Origin of the sequence: Komagataeibacter xylinus (assembly GCF_004302915.1) — a bacterium.
Classification (GTDB): domain Bacteria; phylum Pseudomonadota; class Alphaproteobacteria; order Acetobacterales; family Acetobacteraceae; genus Komagataeibacter; species Komagataeibacter xylinus_C.
Genome location: NZ_QQBI01000011.1, coordinates 44,227 through 68,271, shown reverse-complemented (window position 1 = coordinate 68,271; position 24,045 = coordinate 44,227). Strand labels below are relative to the sequence as shown.

The window sequence follows — 24,045 nt, the reverse complement described above, 5'->3', positions numbered from 1 at the left end:
GCTCCAGCGCTCCGTAAGAAACATGGCAACCGTGCACTGCGTTGCTTCAGTGTGTTCGTCTTGATCCGTGTGAGGATGATATGAAGTTTGATGAACTTCGCTCGCGTTTCGAGCTTATCGATGACGAACAATCCGGACAGCTATGTCTGACGCTGGTTCAGGCGATTTTAGCGCTGAGATGCAATATTGAATACATTGCTTCTCCAGCGAAAACATCAACTGCCAGGCGTGAGCAGGCAAGATCATTGCACCCCATTCTGGTGCTTTGCCACGAAAAAGGCCGTCAGTTGAAAGACGACCACCCGAATTCCCATTATTTGCAACTCCGCGTTGATATTCTTGTAAAAATGATAAGCGAGATGTCGGTCGAGGAGTTAGGAAGCGAAGCAGAAGATACGTTTATTCTCTCCCCGATCCCCCCCCCTTTTGAAAATCTCCTGTCTCGAGAAAGGGGAAACGACAAGGGATGATTTTTTAATCGCAGTCGCATGATCAGGGCGTACAGGACATAGGTATTGTCCGGAGTCCGCCATGCGCTGTTTCTACGTGTTGCCATTTCTCCTGCTCATGCACGCGCCAGCGCGAGGACAGCAATGCTCTGTGTCTACTCCGATTGAGTCCAGGAGCGACACCATAGGGCCGACCCTGGAACATGATGATAAAGGTAGGACCGATGCAGTCGCCCACCTTGGGATCGCAGGGGCCAACATCGAAAAACTACCCGATCTCCACGGGTTCGAAGCTGGCATCGCCCATACCCGGAACGAACTCCTCGTCTTTTTCGCTCCGGAAAGCCATGCAATCGTGCTTAGCGGCACGATGATTCCGGTACCCTACGACACCCTACGTTCACTGGCCGGGTCGCGCGCCCACGATCTCGCACCGGTCGATGGCATCAGGGGAATGTTTGTTCGGGCAGATAATCGTTTTCAGGTCGTCTATGCGACCCCGGATGGCAAGGCAGCAGTCGCGGCCCGGATGTGGGGTGCCGCTGGACAGGACATCACGAAAGACCAGATCAGGGGCATTCCTGGAGCCGTCCCAGAAATCAGTATCTCTGGCGCTTCATCCGACGCTAACGAACAGTCCGAGTTCCAGGGGCTCTCGGGAGGCCTTATAGGGATACCTTCCGCCCCGGAAGTCATCATGTTCATAGACCCGCAATGCATTTACTCGATGAAGGCGATGCATATCCTTCAGCCCGCAATCGATGCAGGGAAAGTTCGCCTGAAAATAGTCCCGCTGTCATTGCTTGATTACGAGGATAACGGCGCCAGTACCGTCAATGCGAGAGCCATGCTATCGCTCCCGGCAAACGAGATGGCACAAGCGTGGGTCAACGGTCGTCTAAACCCGGGATTGGCTGCACCTGAACCGGATAGTGGGGAGAAGCTTGCCCGTAATACCCGGATTGCACGGCAGATAGGGCTCACAGGGACACCAACGTTCGTCTGGATGCACCGCAATGGCGGGACCGGCCGGCTCGACGGCGTTCCCACGGATGTCGCCACATTTCTCACCTCGGTCTCGCAATGAAGACACGACAGGACCAGACCGGCCCGCGGCGTTTTTTTGAAAGAACGCGCAAGGTGGCCCGCGTGGTGATTGGCGACCCACGTACATTGGTCGCCTGGTCCGATGTAACAAGGAATGCCGCGCTGATTGAAGCCCTCGGGAAGGCATTACTGAAGCCTAAAGCCGGTATGCAGGGCCCGCGGGCGCCAGACGGTACCCCTATTGATATCGCCGCGGTCGCTGCCGAATACGGCGTCGAACCCCGCGTTGTGGCGATCTTACTCGATCAGAGACAGCATGAGACATACAGGCGGGCGCTTGCTGCCAGTATGCTCGCTGTTGTTCTGGTGCTTGGCTGGACCGGAGAAATGCTCCTTTCCCACTGGAAGGGCAGCCAACTCCTTGCTGCGCTGGAGTTCGCACCCTTCTGGACATTTCTGACACTCGTGGCGTTTCAGAACGCGTGGCTCAACTGGCAGATCCGCGAACGCCGCCTGGGTTCCGCCCGCCAATTTGTCGCCACCGCCGACAGCCTCATTCCACGCAGGCCGTAACCGCAAGTCCATCTGCTTTACGCTGGTGAATAGATAGGATTGGCGGAGCACTCAGAACGTGCCGGGTGGCGCGTTCTTGTCGCCGCCCTGAGCGCCTGTTGCCCAGGAGGCATGTTCGTAATCCTCGCGCCCCGACATCGCCCGTGGATCATCAGGCCGGACGATCGTACCGGCGCGATCGTACGTAGGGGGTGTCCAGATTACACGTGTCGATCCGTAGGCCACGTGCGGATCATAACGCGCATGCCTGGTCGGGGGAGCCTTTGGGCCATGCACATGTGCAGCAGACGACACGTTGCCAGCGCTGCATGCCGCAAGCCAGGGGGAGAGGACAAGAGGTAGAATGAGATGTTTCACGAATGGTCTCCCGCTTAGAGGAGACCATCCTGACAAAGTATCTTGCGACTAGGACTGCCGCTTTCTCCATTCATTTTCCATGGAAAGATAGCCCCAAATCCGTCGTTCCATGTTCTCGGCTTTAGTCTTCAGCATTGTATGGTCGTCGCTAAGTCGATGGTATTTATCGTGGGCTGCCGCAAGATCGCACGCCAGGCGTTTCTCTCGGTCCCCAGCAGCCTTAAGTTGAACTGCCTGCCGCGCAGTTGCTGCATCTGCGAGAGCGAGAGTGTCTTTCAGGTCTTTGATCTGAGCCTCCAGACCAGAAGCATATTCCCTAGATCTGAGCAGATGCTCCTCAAGTCTGTCAGATTCCGCGTTCTTCTGTCGCAGTAGACTTGTCATCTGCGAAAGCAGGTGAGCAAGTTCATCGGCTTCTGTCGGTCGCGCAGGCCGTCGGCCGTAAAGCGCACGTTGTATGGAGTTCCCCAACGTCTGTTCGTACTGGTGCGATGCACGTCCCAACATGAACGCTGCAGCCCCGCTCAGGCCACCACAGTTCGACATCTCAGTTCCTCCTGACCCTAAAGTCAGACGCTCTTTTTCATTGTTGTATCACTTATCAGGGCTCGAGCACCAGAAGATATGCCACCGTTGCCTTGTCCCGGCCCATTCTGATTATCTGCTTTATTTCCTGCCAGAGACTGCTGAATCGAGAGCAACGTGCCCGCCATACCGACAACGGCGGCGTCCCGGCTGAACTGGTCGATGTCGACCCGGTCCACGTCACCAAATCCGATCATGGCGGGAACCCGCTGGGGCAGGATCGAGATCATCCTGAATGAAATGAACGCCAAAGTGACATGAATCATGACAAACAGGCTGACCAGAACAATCATGCCGAGGAAGTTGCTCACAATCCAGCCGTTTGACAGCACCAGCCCGGCCGCAATGCCGAAACACATGTGGATCAGCCACGACACTGAATCAAATATAAAATATCCGAGGAAAAGCCCGAATAGCATCAGTACCGGCCGGAAGATGACATTGAACAGAAGAGCATAACCCTGTTTTGCATGACCGTGCAGCCCCTCCCCGTTCATGGTCATATGCGCGAGCATCCACAGAGGCGCTGCAATCACGGACTCACAGACCATGATGAACCATCCAGCCACGGCAAACATCCACATGACAAACGGGATCATCGGGATGACATAGGCGATGGTGAGGCCTGGCATAAGCATGGCGAAACAGCCGCCGATAATCGGCGCGCCAAAAAAGTGCATCAGCGCGTGCCCGACCCCTGCCGCTACGGCACCTTCAGGATTCCCGCTCAGAAGCGACAGCACGCCGATACCGACGGTCCCGGCCGTAGAAGAAAGAACCGACGCAGTGCCCATCGTGAGAAGGGCGGTCGTGATCATCCAGTTTCCAAGTGACATGAGATTGCCAAACGGATCGGTCCAGTAGCCGTTCGTCCCGGACGGCTCGATAAATCCGGTCACGATCTGCAGGGCGTAATCGTTCAGGTGCAGGGCGCGGAACAGCTGGTCGAGCACACCCGCACCGTCTCCGCCCGGTATCGCGCCCGTGTACAGGTCAGCATTCCCGCCCGGCGCGGTCACGCCATCCTGCGTCGCAACCATGCTGTCGATGTTTTCCATAAAGGTGTCCGCAGACTGCACAAGAGGCGCAATGTCCGAGGCAAGATAGTTTCCGAGACCGGAATAGGATGGCGTGGTGATGGTTGGCGTTGCGGTCATGAGAGACAGGGTCTGGCCATTGAGGCGCGCGAATTCGAGATAGTAGGCTCCTGCGCCGGTCCACCCGAGAGTATCCATCTGGTTGCTGGTGTTGACCGAATCCCCGTTCGTCGAAATCCCCCATTGGTGGAGCGCGAGCGTCTGATTGTTGACCGTGTCCTGAAGCTTAGACCGCAGTTGTGCCGCCTGCGTCGTGAGACGCGACGCATAATCGTTGGTGGCATTGACGATGATGGTCATGAGTGGGGCCAGGGATGCTGTCGTTTTCGTTTGCCAGTAATTCTGCGCGACCTGCGCAACCTGGCTGCGAATGTCGCCAAGGATCACGGAATCAAGAACCTGTTTTTGCATACCCGCCTGGTCGACCTGGAAACCGGCCAGATTCACTGCGTCAGTATTGGGCGCCTGCAGACTTACGGCCCCGCAAACCGGTGTCCCGTCTCCTGCGCCGGCTGCCATATTGTAAGAATAGTTGATGATTCCCATCTTCCCGCCGGTCACGGACAGGACGGTCTGCCCGGTCGGGGCTGCAATCAGGTTCGCGTTATTCGCAGCAGTGTTAATAATGGCCCGGCAGAACTCATTTTTCACAAGACCAGTCACAATCCCCTTTGTGCCGGGGATAAGGGGCTGTGCGATGACCTTGCCGTCTGGTCCGATTGCCTGCTTCGCCTTGTCATAGACGACCTTCGCCATACCGATGCCCCAGAGCGAACCCTGCACGACAACGGCCTGCGCCGCATTGAAACCGGTTGTCGGAAGCGGCCACATCAGAATGGCCGCAATCCCGATCCGCACAATTGACATGCTGGTCTGGTTGTTACCAAGGAGTTGCGCTGTTTCTGCCCCCCGGTGGATGTTCATGAAGTAGATATAGCTTACGACCGCCATCGCAAATGCCATGACAAACCCGGAGAACCACCCGATCATGGTTCCTATGACGGTCGCCTCGTTGCCGATGCTGGGCGCGCCCGTATCCTGGCCGAAAACCGGGAACACGGACCGGATGACCTGCGCCGCCCAGTCACTGCCTGGATCAAGCAGGTCCCATGTCACGTTATAGCCCGTGCTGCTGGCTGCATCTCCCGAACCGGTCGCAACAACCGTCTGCGCTGCAGCGGACACGGTAAGAGCCGACAGAAACAGGACTGGCAGGATCGCGAATACAGGGCGACGAAAGGGCGTCATGGTTTGTCCTCCAGCAGCACGGTCACGGCGCAGGACTGGCGGTGGGACCGGGATGCATCCGCGTCATGAAATCCGTGACCGCAGTCACGGCCTTGTGCATCATCTCGCGGACTTTCTCGCTCATGTCTTCCAGCGCACTGGCCCCCTCTTTTTTTCCGGGCACTTCGGCAGCAGTCCTGCCAATCTCAGCATCGATCTGGGTGAAGCGCTGCGTCACACTGCCGGACATTCCCATGCGCTGGCCTGTTGCCTCGGCGGCTTCCCTTCCCTTTCCGTAGGCTTCGAGCCTGCTGGTGACATTCTCCAGTTGCGCCGCGAACGCCTGGTTATTCTGTTTCTCCGTCACAAACTGGCTATGCAGATCGGCATACCGGCCACCGGCCTTCATCTCTGACAACACACCGGCAACACCGTCAGGGTCGCCCTTTCCTGCATCTGAAATCGCCGCCATGATAGAGGAAGCTGGCCGCTCCATGAGGTCACGCAGGGCCTCCACCGCCTGCTTTCCCAGACGTTCGGTCGCCTCCAGGCTCTTTTCGTCACGCGCGTTGTGCAGCCGGGTGCTGAAATCGACGGCCTTTTCCATCCATGATGATGCCGGGCTCGCAGGCTGGCTATCAATGCGCGAGGCAATCGCTTCCGCAAGGCGGGCAAAGCCGCCACCGCGAATAACCTTGACGTCCTCCTGATCCCTGGCCGCCGCGTTCATTTCCCGCGTGTTCGCTGCCGCATTTTCCGTTGTTCCGTTGCCATCCATCGTCGATCGGCTTTCCGGCGCATCTTTTGCCGAACCTGTCTGTTTCTCTTGAAAATCCTTCTGAGGATCCATCGTATGGGTCTGTCCGGGTTGGCTGCTGGCCGACTGCTCCGGTCCTGGCGGAGCGCCCTCCCCCGGGGACGCCATTCCTCGGGTTTTGTCCGGCTGACCTTTTTCATCGTGAGCAGACCCGGCCGCATGGTCATGCCCTGGCGCTGGCTGGTGCCCTGGTTCGGGAAAGACGGTCGCCCTCAGGTTCTCGATGGTGTGCGCGATGTCCGGGTGGTCTGGATCCTGACGTCCTTCAACCAGTTCGCTGGCAAGTGTCCGGATTGCGTTTACTTCTGGCTGCTGAAGGCGATGCGTTTCACGCATCATCGCAGCGACCACAGGTTCGTTCAGACCTGGGTAATGCGCCGCGCGCTCTGTCATCTCGGCGCGGAGAGGATGCTCCTTTTCGAGCGTCGGTCCCAAAAGACGCTCTACATCCTGCACGGCGTATGCGATGCGCGTACGGAAGCCGGGATCATTATGGACGTCAGGCTCGCGGGATTCCTGCCGCAGCCGATCATATGCGGCGGCCTGCCCGGGTGCCTGCTTCCTGTATTCGGACTGCACGCGATCAAGGGTTTTCAGCACATCCTCGATATCGCCGGTTTTCTGCTGGGCCTCAGACATGGCAAACCTCTAGGGATTGATCGTGGGGGAAGGCATCGGTGTCAGGCCGTCCTTGAAGGCGACCTCTTCTTCCTGCGCGACCCGGGCAGCTCCCATGGTCGCGAGGTAGAGCCCGAGACGGTAGTTCTGCAGCGCAAGGTAATTGGACTGCGCCATCTCGGTGGCAACTTCGCGCATGACCGACGCGGGAGGCATTGCCTGGAGCGAGGCGTTCCAGCTTACGCTGGAGACCCTGCGATTGACTTCCAGCGCCATGGCCTGCAGCCACGACGCCTTGTCGAGCGGCGTAAGCCCCTCGGCCGTCATTTCAGCCTTCTGGTCCCGCGTGAGCGTGACAGACGGAACGCCAAGAGATGTGACGTAGCCCGTGACCCAGCGAGCAAGAGACATACGACTGTTATACGACCGGCGCCGGGTTGCGGCTTCACGTCCCCGAAGGCTGGACAGTTGCTCGCCACGCAGGGCCGCCGGTGCTACCGGCTGGATGAGCGTGGTCGCATAATCATTGGCGGCATCCACTGCGCCATCCGCGGACAGGGTATCAGCGCCGAACAGGCTGGCGGCACGCTGGTCGGCGTTCGGCAGCCGGGACACGGAAGAGCAGAGCCCCTGCGCCACGTCGTCGGATGAACAGTAGCGCTTGAGGTGCAGGGACATGTTCGCATCCGTGCCCTGTGACTTGCCGTAATAGGAGGGCGTCCCCTGACCTGCCTCACCGCGGGGATCACTCACGGTCGCAATGGCGTACACTGCAGAGCGCGCCGCTTTGGACGCGGCCACGGTGGACTGCTGGGCATCAAGGCCCGCGCAGAATTCCGGGTTCATCATATGCTCATCCCGGATTCCGGTTTCCTGCTGACGCCGTAGAAATCCGGCCATCGCCGCGTCCTGGGCATCCATGAGTTGCGACTGGGCACCGACCTGGGCTTTCGCGTAATTGGCAACCTGCGTGAAACCCTTCGTCAGGAGAGACGCAACGGAATTCGGGTTTGTAAGGCTACTGAGATTTGAATCGATGCTGTCCGTCAGGTTTTTCGTCATCGTATTGAGGGCATTGCCCGTGAACGCCTGAAGAAGCTTGATCGCTGCAACGACCGCGGCATCACTGAAAAGCGCGTATGCCGGACGCGGCGTGACTGCCAGCACGCAGACGCACGAAGCAGCACCAATGGCAACCATCTGCAGCCTGCGCATCAGAACACTCCGTCCACGAGATTGCTCAGGCTGTATCCGGTCGGAAGCTGGGGAGAGCCGTTGATATACAGGTCAGTCGTACCGCTCGACGTCCCCGCAATGGCAGTTGCAATTGGCGGCCCACCACCACCGAAACTCAGGCTCGGGCACATGAGTCCGCTACTTGAGCCAAAACCGAGCCCCAGGTTAACGCCCGACAGACTGAGTCCACATTGGGTCGACCCCATGGCGTTCCCCCATGCCGCCTGTGCGGCCTGACAGACCTGGCCACCTATCTGGCCCTCGACGGCCTGCAGGAGGGCTGCGGGGTCAAGGCCGTTCGTGATGAGATTCAGTCCGGTGCCGTTGAAAAAATTGCTCAGGCAGGACAGGCCGTTGACGCTATCCGGCTGCTTTTCATAGGCGTCGTTGGCCTGGACGCGTTCGTTTACGGCTGTTGCCGCCGCCTGGGTCAGGGCGGCGCAGCCGACGCTTCCCGTAGATGTCGTGGCACCAGAGGCGCCTGATGACGTGGTCTGTGCATGCCCCTGTATCGATACAAGAGCGGCAGCCACTGACAACAGGACACGGAAGCGAAGACGGATCATGCGGCCTCCTGACGTCTAGCCGGACGCGTCACAGCCTCCAGCAGGGCAATCCTTTCCGGAGCAAGAAGGCGATGAAGCGCCTGGCGCCTGCTTTCCGAGATCACGCCATGTCCAAAAGGGCTGTCCGCCGACAACAGGTCCCTGCGGCCGCGCAGATAGGGGATCAGCGCATCAAGGGAGCTGACCAGATCAGGCCATTCATGCGGCGCAACACCAGCGAGGATGGCGTGCCAGGCCGTCCTCGCTGTCATATCATTGTCCAACATCGCAATGACGTCCTCTCCGCCCCTGATGCGCCAGATCTCGCCGAGCGCATCCAGCGCAAGGGCGACATTGGGCATCGGGGAAGAAGGTCCGGATTTCCGGACGGATGAGGGCTTGTTCATGGAACCTTCCTCGGGTGATTACGACGAAGGTGTCGGGCCATCATGCGACCGGTCAGCGAATTCGACGTCGGACCGCGACTTTATTATGACCGACATCAATGACGTCGCCCGCCTGGGCTACCGTGGTCGCCAGAACCTTGTTCCATTCCCGGCCGCCCTGCCAGTCAACAGGAACGCTGGTGTCCACGTCCGCCGCGAACACGACACGCACCCCATGCGGAACGATCTGGCGTATGGCGAAGCCAAGTGGAACCTGCTTTCCGTATCCACTGGCGATATGGAAATATCGACGGGCTGGAACATTGCCGGATGTTCGAGGATCCGTACCAGTACCCGGCAATACGCCCGGCCCTTCCTGACCAGCATCTCCCGGTGAGGGTAAGGTCTCCCCGCCGGTCGTCCCCGTTGAGGGCAACGTCAATGCCAACTGGGGCGGAGTGTCCGGAGAGGTTGTCTGGACCAGATGAAACGCGGCAGGTGTGGCAGATATGGGGCCAGAGGCCAGCGCCATAACCACGGCAGGCATAACAGGCATATGAGTGTCTCCATCAAGTTCTCCTGACCAGAGCAGCGGCCTTTGCGACCTCAGACACCTTTTTTACGGGCTCCAACTCGACTATCATGACGTTCCGTCACGGCTGATCCGCTGTCAGGACGCGGCCAGTCGATATCTTCTGGATGTTGGAAGTTTCTTTTGCTGAGGAAAATGCCTGCCGTGAGAGTAAACGAAAATGTCCCATGACAATGGCAAGATGCAAGCCGAGGCTTTATTTGCGTCCGGCCAATTATATAAAGACATCGGGGAAATCATTTATGACAGGCGGACTGCGCTTGACTGGACGCAGGTGCACGTCGCCAAACTGGCACGGTTGAATGTATCGGTCATACGGAGCATCGAAGCAGGTCGTCCGGTTTCCCTGGAAACATTATCGGCGCTGCTACGGGTATTCGAGATAGATCCGCGCGATATTCTTCCGCAAGGTGCACCGGAAGGAACATGGTTTGCCCATCTGGATCTGGCGGCATCCGCGACGCAGCTGAAAAAGACCATGAAGCAGTGTTCGGACTACAATCTGGCGATCCAGAAATTACGCGACATTATTGGTAATATTTCCAAAACGTTTAACCTGCCGGAAATACCGGCCAGATTGCCGATCGATCATTATTCACACAGTGTCGCCTTCACCTCGGGGGAACGGCAGGACCTCCTCGAGATATTTGGGCGCAGGATCCAGATCTTCAGGACGCTTCAGGGGGCAACAGCGAGCCAGATCGCCCATAAATCACACGTTTCCCTGACCAGCCTGAGCCTGATCGAAGCAGGGCTGAGAAATCCAAGCCTTGAAACGGTTTATCGCATTGCCGAAGGCCTGGCCGTCTCCGTTTATTACCTGATCCCGGGAATACATGACGACGCAGACCTCTTGCGTTCCCTGGACATGACCGCGTGGGCAATGTCTGCGCAATCACAACTCGAAGCCCTCGCTGATCTCGAGTCCATTATTGGTCACCTCGACGATATCGCAAACCACTGACCGGGTGCATGAAGGTATGGAGACTGCCAGGAAAGGGATCTCCTTTCTTATGGCAGACACTATGCCTTGGGCTGTCCATTCCAGGTGATGTGCCCCGGCTGATCACCAACGCGGACCGGAAACCGCGTCCGGAGTCATATTAGCGCGTTCTGTGCTATTTATTTCTTGACGGTTATATAACGCTTAAGAGATATTATTCCCAAAACACTCAGACTATCCCGAAAACGCGATGACGAGGGCATACCGCCATGAAGTCAGCATCGTTCGGCCAGGTCATAAAACACGGTCTGTTTACATGGCTTCAGACCTATCCCACGCCAGAAATGACACGCGCCCTCTATGCCAGGCTGTGCGACGAGGTCCTTGTAGCGACAATGCTTACCCTGACAGTGCAGGAGGTAAAGGAGTCAGTCGCGCAATGGGCCGACCGACCCCAGAATGTTTTTTATGCAGCGCCTGCACGCAGGGGAGCATGGACAAGGACCCAGTTGCTCATCCTTGGCCAACGCTGGCTCTGTGGTGATAAAACCGCCGACATAGCCGAGATGGTTGGCCGCTCGGCCGGGAGCGTGCGTGCAAAAAGAAAGCAGCTTGGCCTGCCACCGCGCTTCAGGCTCTCAAAAATACAGGCGGAGACCATACTTGCCGAAAAGCGGAGTGCCATTCCCGCAGATCCCGAAGCTGTCCTGACATGGGAACAGGCCTCCCTGCTTCCTCATGAAGCCCGGCGGGGACGGACATGGCTTGTCAGGAACAGCCTCAACAGGCTGACCCTCACAGGACATAAGGGAGGAGACAAGGTACGGTGGCACGAGGCCGCCAACATTGAAATCGCCTACCGCCATTTTGCATTTCAGAACCCGCGTGAAATTGCGCGGGACTTCCTTATTTCGGAAAGCGCGCTGAAATCCCAAAGCTGCTGGGAACAGCTTCCGCCACGACGCGGCGCAAAAGTGCCCTGGTTCATTCACGCGAGGGCCGAATATTATATCGGCGAACACCAGTACATCCGGCGGGAATGTCTTTGCAAGAGCGGATGCTTTTTCTGGACCACCCGCAAGGGAGGCGACCGGGTCAGCAGACGGTACCGCCGCAGCATTGCCGCCACGCATGGCATTGCCGCCTGAGTAGTAGCGGGAATCATCAAAGAAAAAACGTGCCGGTCGCAAGATAGACTTCCAGCCTGCTCTCATCACCGTCGGGAAATGAGAGTAGAGTGATGATCGCCTTTTTTCATGCCCCCGTAAGGGAGGCGCGCCATGCGGCTGTTTAATTCCGCAGTAACCAGGCGGCTTACCGACCCCGACTTTCAGGGGATTGTTGTAGACAGATCACTGCTGCTCAACATCGCACTGGCGGGCGTGGTCATCGTGTTCGCGGCGCACGACGCCTATATCCGTGCACACCCGCCCACACCCCTCTATTTCTACGTTGACGGCCAGAATGCTCCCCGACCGGCCGTGGCCCTCACCAGTCCGGTACTTGGCCAGGACCAGCTTCTCGGCTGGGCCGTCAAATGGGCGATCGCACCCTACAACATCAACTATCGTGATTTTCCAACCCAGATGAACACCGCGGGCGCTCACTACACGCTCAACGGATGGAACACCTTTGCAAAGTCTTTCATTACGCAGGGGAATCTGGCGAAACTCAGGGATGCAAAACTGCTCTGTTATGCGCAGCCGACACGGGCCGCGACCGTACGCGCCGAGACAGTCGTGCAGGGACACGCGCGCTACGTGATACAGTTTCCTTTCATCCAGACCTGCGAAAACGTCAACCAGCAGAATACGCAAATGCTGATGGCAACCGTGACGATTGATCGCGTGGAGGACCTGGATCACCCGGATGGACTGGCCATCGAACAGCTTGTCGTCTCGTCGGGGAGGGAGTGACAACCGTGCGAATTCTCTCTCTCTTTCCGCTGACCCTGTCCATCCTGCCACTTGCGGCACTCGCACAGCAGCCATCACAGCCCGGGCCTGCGGCAACGACACCTGCAGACGATCAGGATCAGGCAGCCGAAGATGAAGCCGAGCATGAGGCCATTCCGTTCACGCCCGAAGAAATCCTTCGGCTGGGGGAACGCCTGAAGAACGTGCGTCGTGCCACGGAGCAGGTCGGTACGGAATTCGCGACCCCTAATGCGCGCCCTGCGATCCGTGTCTCCTTTGCGCCTGGTCAGCAGACAAGCCTGATCTTTACGACAAAAGGCTATCCGACCGCATTGTCCTTCGTGGACAGCACGGGACAGCCTTGGCCGATCGCATGGAATACGTCTGGCAATTCCGCCAACCCGGACGGCAGCACGAACTGTGCTTCCGGCAAAAGCGGCGCGTCGGCCGGGAATCCTGCGGTCGAGACAACGGGTTTCTATACCTGCGTCCCGTTCAAGGGCTCCAATACCATCAATATCGAACCGATGTCGCTCCAGCCCAGAGGTGGACTGCTCGTAACGCTTCAGAACGCGCCAAAGCCGGTCTCCTTCCTGCTGATCGCGGGGCGTGGATCCTACGATGACAACCTGACCGTTCGCATGTCCGAGGGAGGGCCCAATGCCCGGGAGCCGGTCGACAGCCGCCCCGGAGTGCCCGCGACAGGCGAGCCCTACATGAACGCCATGCTAAGCGGCATTCCACCAGCGTCAGCCGTTCCGCTGGCCGTCGAGGGTATTTCACCCGACGACGTGCGCGCCTGGCGGATTGGAAACGAGGTCTATCTTCGCACGCGCCTTCATCTCATGACGCCCTCCTCGGACAGCATGGAGCACGGTGAAGGGGGATACACGCTCTATGCCTTCCATGAGTCCCCCGTTGTCCTTCTCTCCGATGCGGGACGGACGGTCTCGGCCCATATCAGGGACGCACAGTGATGAAACCCAGATTCAACCAGCTATTCAGTGATGCGTCGCGGGGCGGAAACCGGCGTCTGCTCGCAATCCTTGGGAGTATAGGCACCGTTCTTGGTGTCACGCTGCTCATCTCCACCATCCACCGTAAGGAGCTTCCACGCTCGGACCCCGGCAGGCCGCCCGCCGCCAACCCCCTGCCCGGCGGCCTGAATTCCAATCCGCGCCAGCAGGAACTCCGCGAAGATCAGATCCGCGACGAGGCAGGTCGGGCACAGACTGCGGGACAATCGTATTCACCCGATATTGCACCGGGCACGCCCACCCATCCCGACGACAAGCCTCCCCCGCCCGCAGTCGCCCAGGAGGTCGGGGCGGACGTCAACCCGGCGATGGCCAAGGCCGCCGCGACGCCAGCCCCGCACGCGCCTGAGGTCGTGCCAAGCGTTCCCGTCGTACCAGTGCAGACGGATGCAGCCTTCCGTGCAGCCATGCCACGTGACCCGCAGCTCCAGAAAGACGCCATCACCGCATACAGACATGCGATCATGGATCTCGCGGGCCGTCTTGATGGACGCTTTCCGGTCACAAATGTCCTGTATGAAAAGACGGAAACCGGAAGGGAGCAGACAAAAAAACCGGTGGTCTCCCCTTCAATAACTTCGGCGGCGACAGCAAATTCCCAGACGGCCCTCTCCCGCGTCCTTGTTCCTGCCGGGCGGGGGATTTACGCCCATACGGTTTCAGCAACCAACAGCGATCTCGGGGGAGAAATCATCCTGGAAGCTGATTCAGGTCCACTCGCTGGCGACAGGATGAAAGCATCCGTCAGAAGGGCCGGGGGACATCTGAACAGGCTGGTTGTCCGCGTTGATCAGGTCTTCCATAAAAACGATCCGACCCCGATCCAGGTCGAAGGTATGGTGGTTGCACCGGACACCATGGAAGCTGCGGTGGCCTCAAGCGTTGACCAGCTATACGTTGAGCGCTTTGTTCTTCCCGCCGCTGCCGCCTTTGTCCAGGGTCTCGGGCAGGCGATCGAAATGACGTCGAACACAACCGGTTCGATCGGAGCCCTCGGCAACGTCAACTACGTCCAGTCACTGAATTTCCCGCAACAATTGGGCGTGGCGGCCGGTGCAGCGGCCTCGCAGGTCAATAGCGCGCTCATGCAGCAGATGCCGACCCAGCCGCGCGTAAACCTTGCCGCTCAGGTCAGTGTTGGCGTGATCTTCATGTCGGATGTCGTCATGAAGAAGTAAGTTTCGCGCACCGGTCGCATGATATCGGCGAATTCTGCACTCTCTACCAGAAGGCAGCATTCACCATGACCTCAGCCGCAACCGCAACGACGTCCCGGGATCCGTTCAGCGCGGATCGCGGCATTGAACCTGTGCCGTTCCGCAAGCTGGCCACGACGCCCGAGCCTGACCCTTCGCCCGGAGCGGACATAATTGCCGAGCCTCCCTCCCCTCACCCGCAACCTGTGACAGCAGCACCTGACAGGAACCGACCCGTTCCACATGCAATGGCCCTTTTCAGGGCGCTTCCGCGTCGCAGGCAGGTCATCATCGCGGGTACTGCCGTCGGCAGTCTGCTTTCCCTCTTCCTCGTGATGGGCATAGCAAAGAAGCAGGCGTCTCCCGTGGGCCAGGAAGTCGGAATGATTTCCGCCCCGCTGCCATCAGGCCCCAAAGCGTCTCCAGCGCCAGGGCACTCACCTACATCATCGCCATCACCCCCGGCACCTCAGGTCTCGGCTACAGATGAGGATCTCAAGGCACTCCTTGCTATGAAAAAGCCGCCCCATCCCGCCGTCCCGACACCGGCACCTCTGCCGACCGAGAACACGCCCGCGCAGAAACACGACACTGGCATCGAAAAGGCTGTTACGACGGACGATGCGGTCCAGAAAGCAACCCGCCTGCAAGCTGCTCCCATGACATCGGACGACCAGTTGCAGGTGCTGCAGCTTGTAACGGAAGAAGCAGCACTGGTGCAGCGGACCCGCAGCGACATCGCAGCACTCCGGCAGGATCTTGACCGGCTGCGTATCGCAGATACGGCAAAAGCTTCGGATCTCAACCGCCGGATGTCGCTCCTCGAAGCCAAACGGGCCGTGGCCGACGCCGAAGCGCCCCCGTCAGATGGACCGGCCGCAACACGCGCCGCGGCCGACAAGGCACGGGCAGCTCTGGAAGCCGCGGCGGCCGAGCCGCAGCCAGCACCAACGCCGCCACAATCTCCAGCGTCCCGGACAGCGAAAATGCGCCCGACACCTCCTGCTCCGCCCCCGACATGGACGCCGCACTACCGGATACTTGCCGCATCTCCCCAGCTTGCCATGGTGCAGGACGATGCGGCGCCAGCCGGGCAACCGCCGCAGTCCGAAATCGAAATCGGCACCGATCTCCGCGGATATGGTCGTGTGCGCGCCATCTCTCAACGCGGCACGATGTGGGTGATCCAGGCTGAACGCGGCATCATCCAGTAAGGCAAGGACACATCGACGTGCAAGGTCTGGTCAACCTCGTCAACGATCTCGCTCTCGCCATGGCCTGGCTGCTGCCAATGGCCTGCTATATTGCAGCGTGGATTGCCTTCCTGACCGGGGCATGGGGATTATGGCAGCAGCGCCAGCCCCAGAACCCGTTCGTCGGCCGTCCCTGGGTGCCCTGGATCGGGATTGTCCTGTCCGGCGTCTTTGCCTCCTTTGACAGGATACTCACCAAGTCCACCACCTCTGCCGGTCTCGATACGCAGGTTGCGCTGGGAGCTTCTGTCACCGGCTACACGGAAGCGACGACGGGAAGCGTCATTTCCGAGACTGGCCCAGAGGATGCCATCCTGTCAATCGTCAGTGATTTCGCCCTGTTCTTCGAAATGTTCGGCGCCTGGGCGGCGTTCATGGCAGTCGTTGCGTGGAACGCGTCGGCGACCGGAAAAACAAACCGCTCAAAACTCAGTTGCCTCATCCAGTTCGTTTTCGGCGTGATCCTCCTCAATCCCGTCAAGGAAGCAACCTGGATCCTGAGCCACTGGACAATGTCCGGCTAAAATCATGACCCAACCCGTAGCGCTGAGATTGGCCAAGGTTCGAGACTTTCTTCCTGCGCATTTTTTTGATAACCGATAAACATGATAAAATTGGGAAATAATAACCCGAAAAAGCAGGGCGCGCCCCATCTGGAGAGATGGTCACATGTGGCCGTGCGCCAAGGCTTTAACCGTGCTGGAGCAATCCGCTGCCTGATCGCAAGAGAACTTGAAGCCGCCGAACGCGATGGCTGGGATGGGTAATCCTGTTCATAACGAACGGACCAAGCTGCGGGCAAACCTGCTGAATACCGCTGCAGGATCTTGTCTTTCGCTAGGTGTTCTATCTCCTTTGGCTGCGTCATTTTTTAATCTGACAGCCAACCGCGTTCCTGCTCATATCGTTATCTTGGGAGTCGCTTTCTGGCTGGGAATGGCGTATTTTCGCCATCAGCGGGCACAGACCGTTTTAGGGGGGCTTCGAGAATGACCTTTATGCAGTTCTTCGCCTTTATTGGCATGCCAATCATCATTGGCGTTCTTGGTTATGGTATTTCTAAAATGCCTATCAAGGACAATTGAAAGTTTATCGTCCATTCCAACCAACGCTTGACCGTGTGAAACTTGTTTATGATGAGGGTAACAGACCCATCAAAGTTGAGGTCCGTGCAAAAAGAGGGGTGTATTCGCGGTAGTACCTAAACTACGCTCGATCACTTTCGCTTACTGTTCATATTTTCCAGAAATTAAACAAGAAATATTTCGTTATTACTAAAGATTCGGGCGATTCTGGATAAAGATATATGCGCCGGATTTTTATGCTATCGGGCATACGAGGTTGATGGCGACCTGTCGAAATGGCTAAAAGTTACGGGATACCCGTAGTTTTCACTTTACAATAACTACGGGTATCCCGTATTATCGTCTCATGGGTAACAGGTTTGACCCCGCAAAAGACCTCGCCAACCAAAAAAAGCACACGCTGTCTCTGACCTTTGGCGACCGTATTTTCGAGGACGATAATCACCTGATCTTGCCCACCATCCGCATTGAGGATGAGGAGGATCGCTACAAAGTGGTTGGCGTCGTGGGCGAGAAGCTGTTCACCGGTGTGTTTGTCTGGCGGGACGATCTGCCCCGCTTCACTTCCGTGAGAAGGAGCAACAAAGGTGGAGAGAGAGCATATCATTCAGCCTGCTGATCCGGCGGATTCCAAAGACCGCGCGGTATCCATCGAAGGCATGGAGCGTGGGCAAAGGGCGCGGTTGATCCGTAAAACCCGTAACGATCTCGGTCTGTCTCAGGTCGAGTTTGCCAGCCGTTTCCGCGTTCCTGTCGGCACGTTACGGGACTGGGAGCAGGCACGGGCGATGGCCCCCGACTTCGCTGTAGCCTACGTTCGGGTCATCGGACGGCACCCCGATATGGTAGCTCAGGCGGTGGCCTGAGCTGCCTTCCCAACGAACCGGGGATTCAGCCCATCAACCCCAAACGCCGGATAGCCATTTTTATACCGAAGTCATAGTATACCATTCGATAAGACAGATTTTTTCGGAAAAAACATTCGCAGTCGCATGTTACTGGCCGAAGACTCCCCCGAGGGACATGCCTCCCTCTTTAACGGAGCCCTTGACCATGAACCTCTCTCGCACAAGCATCCCCGACACGGGGCGATCGACGCGTCTCTTGACCAAACGGGTCGGATACAGCCAGCGTGCCGTCACGGCACTTGGCACATTGGCCGTCCCGATCCTCATTGCCAGCCATGCGCTGGCCCAATCCGCAACCGGCAGCGCAAACGGTATCGGGGCCCAGATGCAGGCCACCGCCCAGGAGGGGCTGACAGCGGGCGGCTTTGTCGCTGCAGCATGCATGTATGTCGCTGCCTTCATCTGCTTCATCGGCGGCGTATGGGCGGCCTGGCAGAGCCGCAACGAACAGAACCGTTCGCCCGGAAAGGTCGGTATGGCAATCGCCGGCATCGTGCTGTGCGGTCTTTTCGCAACGGGTCCGCAGTGGATCAACAAGGCTGCCAACACCGCGTCCGGCGGCTCGGCAACCGTTGGTACGCAGGCTCAGGCCTATCAGTTCACGAGCGGCGGCTAGGAACCCGATCGCAATGGCCCGTCTCACACAGTCTTTCCGGCTGCTGCCGCGCCCATGGGATCCGTCAGCGCCAGGCGCCAGGGAGATGGGTGAGCCGGGCCTTTTCACATGTGCCTGCTGCGGCCTGATAACGCCTGGTCGCAGGTTTCCATGGCATGGTGACGGACCCGGGCCTGTCTGCGCCTTATGCAACATCCTGCAGGATCCGACCCGTCCGGCCATTGAACGCGAAGCCGTCCTGATATGGTGGCCGAAACTGCCGCAGACCCGCATCATGACCCTGACCCGCTGCGCGCATCAGACCCTCATGCAGACGCTCGGCAATGGGCCAAACGGACAAGATATCGTCTGGCATCGTGCAATGGACGCGATCGCGTCAGGGGCGGATACCGCGATGATGCCTGCGCAATGCAAAAGCGCTCTCGCTGTGCTCCGCGCTCTGCACGCGCGAACTGCCGAAGCCCGGCGGCGGCTGGAGACGACGTCACCCCGGCTGCTGGCGACTGCACTGCTGATGGCGAACCGGGCAGACCCGCAGATCAATGAAAGCGCGACCGCCCTGATGGACGGCATCCGGCTCCTCCCCCTGGGCCGTCTCCATAACGGACCCACCGACATCTACCCGGCGCTTGTCAGGGAATGGCTTGATGCCGATCCCCAACCGGTCATGACATGACAGGATCATATCAATGGGCGGCATTCTTTCCAGTCTGCTGGCCGGCATCAGCCTCGGGCTACGCCAGCCCCTTGCCTCATTCTGCGATGTGGAAAGTACGCACGGGGACCATCTCATCACCAAACGCGGTGAATATGTCTCCGTACTGCGCATCAATGGCCTGCGTCGCATGTGCACGCGGCAGGAAGTGGAAGCGCTCGCCGAGCAGCAGCGTATAGAATTGCAGGGTCTCCTTGAAGAACGTGGCCATGCCATTGTGGGATGGTATATTTCCGATCCCGAGCGCTCGGGTATCGAGATTGACCGCCTGAGCCTCAATGGCTGCCGGTCCATAGCCCGACAGATCGGAGCGGACCTTTCGGACGTCATTGAAGAGAGGCGCCGGCGCTGGCCAAACGTCATGCGCTGGGAGGCCACCTGTTACGTCCTGTGGACCCGGCCCAGCGTGCTGACACGTGAGGACCGCAAACAGGTGGCAGAGGAGCGCAGGACCCTTGCCTCCCAGTTTCCCCGCGTGGGCAATACCCAACGTTTTGCCCTGCGCTCCGATATCATGGCGGCCCGCCATGAATCGTTCATTTCGCGCGTTCAGGCGGCCTTGCAGGGGGTCGATATTTCCTGCGAATTTCTCGGTCCACATCAGGCATTGCAGGTCGCGCGCGAGGCAACCTACCGTGAAACGGCGGGCTCCGTCTGGAAACCGACCCTGCTGGGTGACCGGGTCATGCCACGGCTTCCCGACGATCTGGATGACCCGCAGCCACATCCGCAGGGCCTGCTCTGGCCGGCGATCCGGGACCAGATCTTCAATGCCGACGCCGAAACGAAAGGCGGACAGCTCGTGACCGTGGGGGATTATACATACGCCCCGGTCGACATGACGATTGGCCCAGAGGATCCGCGCCCGTTCTCCGAACTCTCCAGCGTGCTTGGCCGCAAGAGACTGCCATGGCGCAGCGCCATGATCCTGGAGGGCGGTGGCCGCGCCGCCTTCGGCTTCAAGGAAGCCGGAGCCGGGTTTCTGGCGATGTTCCCCGGAAATAGCGACATTCGACGGGCGTTTGCCGCACTCAAGCTGGAGCGCCAGAAAAACAACCATAATTCCGTGCGGATGCGCATGACCGCCACAACCTGGGCTCCGGTTGGAGCAGAGGCGAAGCTGCGACGGCAGGCGTCGGACCTCTCCCAGGCGATTGATGCGTGGGGCAACAGCAAGACAACGCGGATCTCTGGCGATCCGCTGGAGGCGGCCATGGGTTCTGTCCCTGCCCTGGCGCTCGGTTCGACTGCGACCTCATCGCTCGCTCTTGTCGGTGACGCGTTCTCCATGATGCCGTGGGCACGCAGTGCGTCACCGTGGCAGAGGGGATCCATTCTCTTCCGCAAGCCCGATGGTTCAATCTGGCCCTATGATCCGACCGGGGGCGGGCTACGCCCATCCGTCGTAGACATTATCGTAGCCCCGCCTGGCGGCGGAAAATCCGTTCTGGCCAATACCATTCTGCTGGGCTTGATCCTCAGCAGCGCCGCGATCAGCAGCCACGGCACGAAGCTCCCCTATATCGGCAAGCTCGATATCGGGCCGTCCTCGCGCGGACTGATCGAGATGCTGCGCAACGCGCTTGGCCCCGAACGCCAGCACGAGGCGGTTTACGTCAAGATGCAGGCAATCCCGGGCTTCGAGGTCAATGTCTTCGATACCCAGGTCGGACTGGAATATCCTCTGCCACTCGAGCGCGTTTTCCTGCAGAATTTCATCTCGCTCCTTGCTACGCCGCTGGATGGCAGGCCGTGGGAGGGCATGGACCATCTGGTAGAGGACGTGATTGATGAAGCCTACCGCCTCTGTACCGGGGTGCAGGGGGGCACGCCCAAAATCTACACTCCGGGGATCGAGCCCGACGTCGATGCCGCAATAACATCGCTGGGCATCAGCCTGCCCCACCATGCGGGAGAGGACGATCCGACATGGTGGCGGGATGTCGTCGATGCCCTTGTCAATCTCAGGGAATACCGCCTTGCAGGTTTTGCCCAGCGCCATGCAGTACCGGTCCTGCAGGATCTGCTGATTGCGGCCCGCAGCCCGGAAATCGAAAAACGCTATTCCAAGATCACCCTGGAAACTGGAGAAAGCCTGATCGACACGTTTGATCGCTACATCATGAACGTGATCAAGAATTTTCCCATGCTGGCGTCCCCGACAAGGCTGGATATGGGGGACGCGCGCGTGATCGTTCTCGATCTTGCCGAGGTGGCACCATCCGGCTCTCCCGCGGCCAACCGCCAGACAGCGCTCATGTATATGCTTGGCCGCCATATCCTGGCCCGGAATTTCTTTCTCCATCCCGATTATGCCGACGACCCGCATATGCCCCCGTCCATGCGGGACTATCATCTCGCCCGCTTCACTGAGATGTATGAAACGACGAAGCGTGTCGACTTCGATGAGTGGCACCGTACCGAACCAGCGCCCCAGGTAGACAAGCAGGCTGTCCGCGACGGCCGCGAGGGGCGCAAGCACAACGTCCAACTCGCCTTCATTTCACAGAACCATACCGATTTCAGCGAGGACCTTTACAAGATATCAACCGCCCGATGGGTCCTCAAATGCGGTGATCAGGAGACGGCAGACAGCCTTATCCGACGCTTTAAGCTGTCCGATGCCAGCGCCTATGTGATCCGCAACGCACTGCCGGGACCGGGAAAGAATGGTGCGCCATTCTTCGTGGACATGTCGGCCGGAGAAGCAAAGTATGAACAGCTTCTGGTGAACGTCCTGGGGCCAATCGAACTCTGGTCTTTCTCGACGACGCCTGGCGACACGGCGCTCCGTTCGCGCCTTTACAAACGGATCCACTTTGCTCGAGCCCTGCGGATGCTCGCCACCGTATTTCCCTCGGGAACAGCAAACAGCGAGATCGAACGCAGAAAAAGCGAGCGCATGAATGTTTTCGGTCTCGCGACCGATGAAGCGTTTGCCGGCGTTCTGGATGAACTGGCGGATGAGATCGTGGAAGGTAGAGGCGTGGCCGCAGGATTGTATGAAACCCTGCGCGCCATTGATGAACAATCGGAACTCGAATTTACCATTGGGTAGAAGGTGACCGATATTTTCCTGACGGCCTCACATCCCGATCATTGCGGACACAATGATGTTGACCATGCTGTTCGATCAATAGCGCGGCGACGTCTGGCAGGGATAGATTCGACAAATTTATGTGTCGTATCTGGTATATTATACGATATTATCAGTCATATGTGACTATCAGATCGTTAGCGCGATCCCGATCTGATCGTTTATGAAGGCGGCTTCATAATGACGCGCCATCGCCCCGGAAACACCAACCTCTCGCAGAACAGGCCTCCACTCATCCGAAATTCGCCGCGCTGTCACGCGGATCATCTGCCGGGCCTCAGCAGGGGTAATTTCGAAGAATTCACACGCCTCCAGTGCCAGACGGATGGACCGATCATGCGGACCGCCCTCCAGTATCGCCGTTTCCAGATGCGGGTTACGGTCGGGTGCTGGATTCACATCGAAAACGGGGGATAACCGCCAGTGTCCAGCGCCCACATAGAGAAATCCATGATTTTTCAGATGATCGTCCTTATTTGACACGAGAATGGTATAAACCAGACGCAGGAAGAGTTCGCGGAACTCTGCCTGGGGATCGGCGGCATAGGTCCGGATAAAATCGACAATCTCCGTATAGGAACCAAGTTCCGTTCCGGTTTTCCCCAGAGCAGTCCTCGCCGAAATATAAGGAATCCGGCCAGGCCCACGCCGATCAAACCGCTGGATCAGAGCCACAGGAAACGGCGTTTCAGCCAGTTCCAGCCTGACCTCTGGCGTCCGGATTCCGCATGCCCTTGCCAGACGAAGCGTGGCAACTTCAATACGTTCTATTGGCCACTGGTCGTGAACCGAGGTAAATTTTGCAAGCCAGAGCACATCGCCGTCCCGAACATTGGCCTTCGGTCGCGCCCCACCCGCACCAGCAAGCGCCTGCATATCCCTTGCGGATACGTCCTTGCCCTGTTCATATGCCCGCGCAATAGCCGTAATAGCGGCAAGATCGACCAGACGCGGTATGGTGTCATCGGCGCCGCGACGAATGATTTCTCCGTTATCATCGGCGAAACGAAGCGCACCCTGCCGACATACGTCATCCGACAGTGTGAGATATTCAAACTCGGAAAGCCCATTGCCGTAGGCACGCTCGAGAAGCCTGCGCCCCCAACTGTCGGGCGCGGCATCAGCAAAGACACCCGCGAGGGCATCGCGCACGTTCCCTGGCTGGCCAGCCGCATGAAACGGCCCAGAGCCAAGGGGAAAGGTTGGCTGGATGGCAAAGGCCCGAGAATTCTCGACCCAGGCCGGATCATAGGTGAAGGTCGAAAACTGCCGCGGACCTGCCTGCGTGAAACGCAGTTGACCCACGGGAGTCAGGCTGTCGCCAAGAACGACATGGGCGCTGAAATCAGGCATCAGAACGAAGCACCGTCCAGATCAATAACATCCGTTCTCCCATGCGCGGCCTTATCCTTGTCCTGCTGCCTGCGTAACGTGGTCGCGGAAGTTCGGCCTCGACGAGGCTGACGTTCAGCAGCCAACGCCAGTCCCAGATCGTCCTTGCGGATATCAATCAGGTCGGCCAGCCGGTCCAGAAGACCAAGCACGTCGGCCAGAGTGCCGATCTCAACACCGGAATCTCCCTTTTCCAGGCGCGCGACAGAACTTGCTGACGTGCCGGTACGAACGGCCAGATCGGCTATCGCCATGCCGCGCCGAAGGCGCGCGCCACGAAGGTCATGGCCAAGTTGTTCAAGAGCCAAGCGAGATTTGGGTGAGCCCATGACTATAATTCATATTTGACATACAACAC

Annotated in this window: 24 protein-coding genes; 16 read left to right on the top strand and 8 right to left on the bottom strand. The window is 58.6% G+C overall.

What is annotated here, in order from left to right; translation table 11 throughout:
- The first annotated feature begins 80 nt into the window (after positions 1-80).
- The 3 genes from DV027_RS08910 (at position 81) to DV027_RS08900 (ending at position 2,069) form a co-directional block, all read left to right on the top strand.
- Complete coding sequence (locus DV027_RS08910; protein ID WP_116703196.1) at positions 81-470, top strand: hypothetical protein; 390 nt, start codon at positions 81-83, stop codon at positions 468-470.
- A 61-nt stretch (positions 471-531) separates the two neighbouring features.
- On the top strand, positions 532-1,536 hold the full coding sequence (locus DV027_RS08905; RefSeq protein ID WP_186336129.1) for a thiol:disulfide interchange protein: 1,005 nt from the start codon (positions 532-534) through the stop codon (positions 1,534-1,536).
- Positions 1,533-2,069, top strand: coding sequence for a hypothetical protein (locus DV027_RS08900; protein ID WP_110569791.1), 537 nt, complete (start codon positions 1,533-1,535; stop codon positions 2,067-2,069). The genes DV027_RS08905 and DV027_RS08900 overlap by 4 nt, the downstream gene beginning before the upstream one ends.
- A 405-nt stretch (positions 2,070-2,474) precedes the next feature.
- Here the strand turns inward: DV027_RS08900 and DV027_RS08890 are convergent, their stop codons facing one another.
- The 6 genes from DV027_RS08890 to DV027_RS08865 are packed head-to-tail and all read right to left on the bottom strand — an operon-like array spanning position 2,475 to position 8,958.
- Positions 2,475-2,972 (bottom strand): hypothetical protein, encoded by a 498-nt coding sequence (locus tag DV027_RS08890; RefSeq protein ID WP_112209948.1) that lies wholly within the window; start codon positions 2,970-2,972, stop codon positions 2,475-2,477.
- 23 nt (positions 2,973-2,995) lie between these two features.
- Positions 2,996-5,356 carry a DotA/TraY family protein gene (locus tag DV027_RS08885; RefSeq protein ID WP_130731473.1) on the bottom strand — a complete coding sequence of 787 codons (2,361 nt, stop codon included), beginning with the start codon at positions 5,354-5,356 and terminating at the stop codon, positions 2,996-2,998.
- A gap of 22 nt (positions 5,357-5,378) precedes the next feature.
- Entirely contained in the window at positions 5,379-6,791 is a 1,413-nt protein-coding gene (locus DV027_RS08880; protein ID WP_130731472.1) for a hypothetical protein, read from the bottom strand.
- Positions 6,792-6,800: 9 nt separating this feature from the next.
- Entirely contained in the window at positions 6,801-7,985 is a 1,185-nt protein-coding gene (locus tag DV027_RS08875; RefSeq protein ID WP_130731471.1) for a hypothetical protein, read from the bottom strand.
- Positions 7,985-8,572 carry a hypothetical protein gene (locus DV027_RS08870; RefSeq protein ID WP_010511933.1) on the bottom strand — a complete coding sequence of 196 codons (588 nt, stop codon included), beginning with the start codon at positions 8,570-8,572 and terminating at the stop codon, positions 7,985-7,987. Before DV027_RS08870 ends, DV027_RS08875 begins: the two co-directional genes overlap by 1 nt.
- Positions 8,569-8,958, bottom strand: a complete 390-nt coding sequence (locus DV027_RS08865; protein WP_242621813.1) for a hypothetical protein — start codon at positions 8,956-8,958, stop codon at positions 8,569-8,571. Before DV027_RS08865 ends, DV027_RS08870 begins: the two co-directional genes overlap by 4 nt.
- Between DV027_RS08865 and DV027_RS08860 the strand changes: the two genes are divergently transcribed.
- The 13 genes from DV027_RS08860 (at position 8,957) to DV027_RS08795 (ending at position 22,256) form a co-directional block, all read left to right on the top strand.
- The gene (locus DV027_RS08860; RefSeq protein WP_130731470.1) at positions 8,957-9,334 is read left to right on the top strand and encodes a hypothetical protein; all 378 of its coding nucleotides are present in this window, start codon (positions 8,957-8,959) and stop codon (positions 9,332-9,334) included. The genes DV027_RS08865 and DV027_RS08860 overlap by 2 nt on opposite strands.
- A gap of 355 nt (positions 9,335-9,689) precedes the next feature.
- The gene (locus tag DV027_RS08855) at positions 9,690-10,493 is read left to right on the top strand and encodes a helix-turn-helix domain-containing protein (protein ID WP_130731469.1); all 804 of its coding nucleotides are present in this window, start codon (positions 9,690-9,692) and stop codon (positions 10,491-10,493) included.
- 488 nt (positions 10,494-10,981) lie between these two features.
- Positions 10,982-11,620: a hypothetical protein gene (locus DV027_RS08850; protein WP_241503150.1), complete on the top strand. Its 639-nt coding sequence runs from the start codon at positions 10,982-10,984 to the stop codon at positions 11,618-11,620.
- Between the two features lie 132 nt (positions 11,621-11,752).
- Entirely contained in the window at positions 11,753-12,388 is a 636-nt protein-coding gene (locus tag DV027_RS08845) for a DotI/IcmL/TraM family protein (protein ID WP_053323851.1), read from the top strand.
- Positions 12,385-13,365, top strand: a complete 981-nt coding sequence (locus tag DV027_RS08840; RefSeq protein WP_112209942.1) for a DotH/IcmK family type IV secretion protein — start codon at positions 12,385-12,387, stop codon at positions 13,363-13,365. The genes DV027_RS08845 and DV027_RS08840 overlap by 4 nt, the downstream gene beginning before the upstream one ends.
- Entirely contained in the window at positions 13,365-14,603 is a 1,239-nt protein-coding gene (locus DV027_RS08835) for a DotG/IcmE/VirB10 family type IV secretion system protein (protein WP_130731468.1), read from the top strand. The genes DV027_RS08840 and DV027_RS08835 overlap by 1 nt, the downstream gene beginning before the upstream one ends.
- A 530-nt stretch (positions 14,604-15,133) precedes the next feature.
- Positions 15,134-15,835, top strand: coding sequence for a hypothetical protein (locus DV027_RS08830; protein WP_235450580.1), 702 nt, complete (start codon positions 15,134-15,136; stop codon positions 15,833-15,835).
- 17 nt (positions 15,836-15,852) lie between these two features.
- Positions 15,853-16,398, top strand: coding sequence for a hypothetical protein (locus tag DV027_RS08825; RefSeq protein ID WP_130731467.1), 546 nt, complete (start codon positions 15,853-15,855; stop codon positions 16,396-16,398).
- 907 nt (positions 16,399-17,305) lie between these two features.
- Complete coding sequence (locus DV027_RS08815; protein ID WP_130731466.1) at positions 17,306-17,578, top strand: BrnT family toxin; 273 nt, start codon at positions 17,306-17,308, stop codon at positions 17,576-17,578.
- Positions 17,547-17,825: a helix-turn-helix domain-containing protein gene (locus DV027_RS08810; protein ID WP_026019699.1), complete on the top strand. Its 279-nt coding sequence runs from the start codon at positions 17,547-17,549 to the stop codon at positions 17,823-17,825. Before DV027_RS08815 ends, DV027_RS08810 begins: the two co-directional genes overlap by 32 nt.
- 187 nt (positions 17,826-18,012) lie before the next feature.
- The gene (locus DV027_RS08805) at positions 18,013-18,483 is read left to right on the top strand and encodes a hypothetical protein (RefSeq protein ID WP_112209937.1); all 471 of its coding nucleotides are present in this window, start codon (positions 18,013-18,015) and stop codon (positions 18,481-18,483) included.
- 274 nt (positions 18,484-18,757) lie between these two features.
- Positions 18,758-19,159: a hypothetical protein gene (locus DV027_RS17870; protein ID WP_235450581.1), complete on the top strand. Its 402-nt coding sequence runs from the start codon at positions 18,758-18,760 to the stop codon at positions 19,157-19,159.
- A 13-nt stretch (positions 19,160-19,172) separates the two neighbouring features.
- Positions 19,173-22,256 (top strand): ATP-binding protein, encoded by a 3,084-nt coding sequence (locus DV027_RS08795; protein WP_130731465.1) that lies wholly within the window; start codon positions 19,173-19,175, stop codon positions 22,254-22,256.
- A gap of 168 nt (positions 22,257-22,424) precedes the next feature.
- Here DV027_RS08795 and DV027_RS08790 read toward each other — a convergent pair whose 3' ends face one another.
- Both DV027_RS08790 and DV027_RS08785 read right to left on the bottom strand, forming a co-directional pair.
- Positions 22,425-23,648, bottom strand: a complete 1,224-nt coding sequence (locus tag DV027_RS08790) for a type II toxin-antitoxin system HipA family toxin (RefSeq protein ID WP_061275708.1) — start codon at positions 23,646-23,648, stop codon at positions 22,425-22,427.
- The gene (locus tag DV027_RS08785; protein WP_026019701.1) at positions 23,648-24,016 is read right to left on the bottom strand and encodes a helix-turn-helix domain-containing protein; all 369 of its coding nucleotides are present in this window, start codon (positions 24,014-24,016) and stop codon (positions 23,648-23,650) included. The genes DV027_RS08790 and DV027_RS08785 overlap by 1 nt, the downstream gene beginning before the upstream one ends.
- Positions 24,017-24,045 lie beyond the last annotated feature (29 nt).

Coding starts and splice junctions, on each gene's coding strand:
- DV027_RS08905 (WP_186336129.1), top strand. CDS start 532: ATGCGCTGTTTCTACGTGTTGCCATTTCTCCTGCTCATGCACGCGCCA.
- DV027_RS08880 (WP_130731472.1), bottom strand. CDS start 6,791: ATGTCTGAGGCCCAGCAGAAAACCGGCGATATCGAGGATGTGCTGAAA.
- DV027_RS08860 (WP_130731470.1), top strand. CDS start 8,957: ATGGAACCTTCCTCGGGTGATTACGACGAAGGTGTCGGGCCATCATGC.
- DV027_RS08790 (WP_061275708.1), bottom strand. CDS start 23,648: ATGCCTGATTTCAGCGCCCATGTCGTTCTTGGCGACAGCCTGACTCCC.
- DV027_RS08865 (WP_242621813.1), bottom strand. CDS start 8,958: ATGAACAAGCCCTCATCCGTCCGGAAATCCGGACCTTCTTCCCCGATG.
- DV027_RS08910 (WP_116703196.1), top strand. CDS start 81: ATGAAGTTTGATGAACTTCGCTCGCGTTTCGAGCTTATCGATGACGAA.
- DV027_RS08875 (WP_130731471.1), bottom strand. CDS start 7,985: ATGCGCAGGCTGCAGATGGTTGCCATTGGTGCTGCTTCGTGCGTCTGC.
- DV027_RS08855 (WP_130731469.1), top strand. CDS start 9,690: ATGTCCCATGACAATGGCAAGATGCAAGCCGAGGCTTTATTTGCGTCC.
- DV027_RS08870 (WP_010511933.1), bottom strand. CDS start 8,572: ATGATCCGTCTTCGCTTCCGTGTCCTGTTGTCAGTGGCTGCCGCTCTT.
- DV027_RS08795 (WP_130731465.1), top strand. CDS start 19,173: ATGGGCGGCATTCTTTCCAGTCTGCTGGCCGGCATCAGCCTCGGGCTA.
- DV027_RS08845 (WP_053323851.1), top strand. CDS start 11,753: ATGCGGCTGTTTAATTCCGCAGTAACCAGGCGGCTTACCGACCCCGAC.
- DV027_RS08835 (WP_130731468.1), top strand. CDS start 13,365: ATGAAACCCAGATTCAACCAGCTATTCAGTGATGCGTCGCGGGGCGGA.
- DV027_RS17870 (WP_235450581.1), top strand. CDS start 18,758: ATGACCCTGACCCGCTGCGCGCATCAGACCCTCATGCAGACGCTCGGC.
- DV027_RS08785 (WP_026019701.1), bottom strand. CDS start 24,016: ATGGGCTCACCCAAATCTCGCTTGGCTCTTGAACAACTTGGCCATGAC.
- DV027_RS08830 (WP_235450580.1), top strand. CDS start 15,134: ATGAAAAAGCCGCCCCATCCCGCCGTCCCGACACCGGCACCTCTGCCG.
- DV027_RS08900 (WP_110569791.1), top strand. CDS start 1,533: ATGAAGACACGACAGGACCAGACCGGCCCGCGGCGTTTTTTTGAAAGA.
- DV027_RS08815 (WP_130731466.1), top strand. CDS start 17,306: ATGGGTAACAGGTTTGACCCCGCAAAAGACCTCGCCAACCAAAAAAAG.
- DV027_RS08885 (WP_130731473.1), bottom strand. CDS start 5,356: ATGACGCCCTTTCGTCGCCCTGTATTCGCGATCCTGCCAGTCCTGTTT.
- DV027_RS08890 (WP_112209948.1), bottom strand. CDS start 2,972: ATGTCGAACTGTGGTGGCCTGAGCGGGGCTGCAGCGTTCATGTTGGGA.
- DV027_RS08805 (WP_112209937.1), top strand. CDS start 18,013: ATGAACCTCTCTCGCACAAGCATCCCCGACACGGGGCGATCGACGCGT.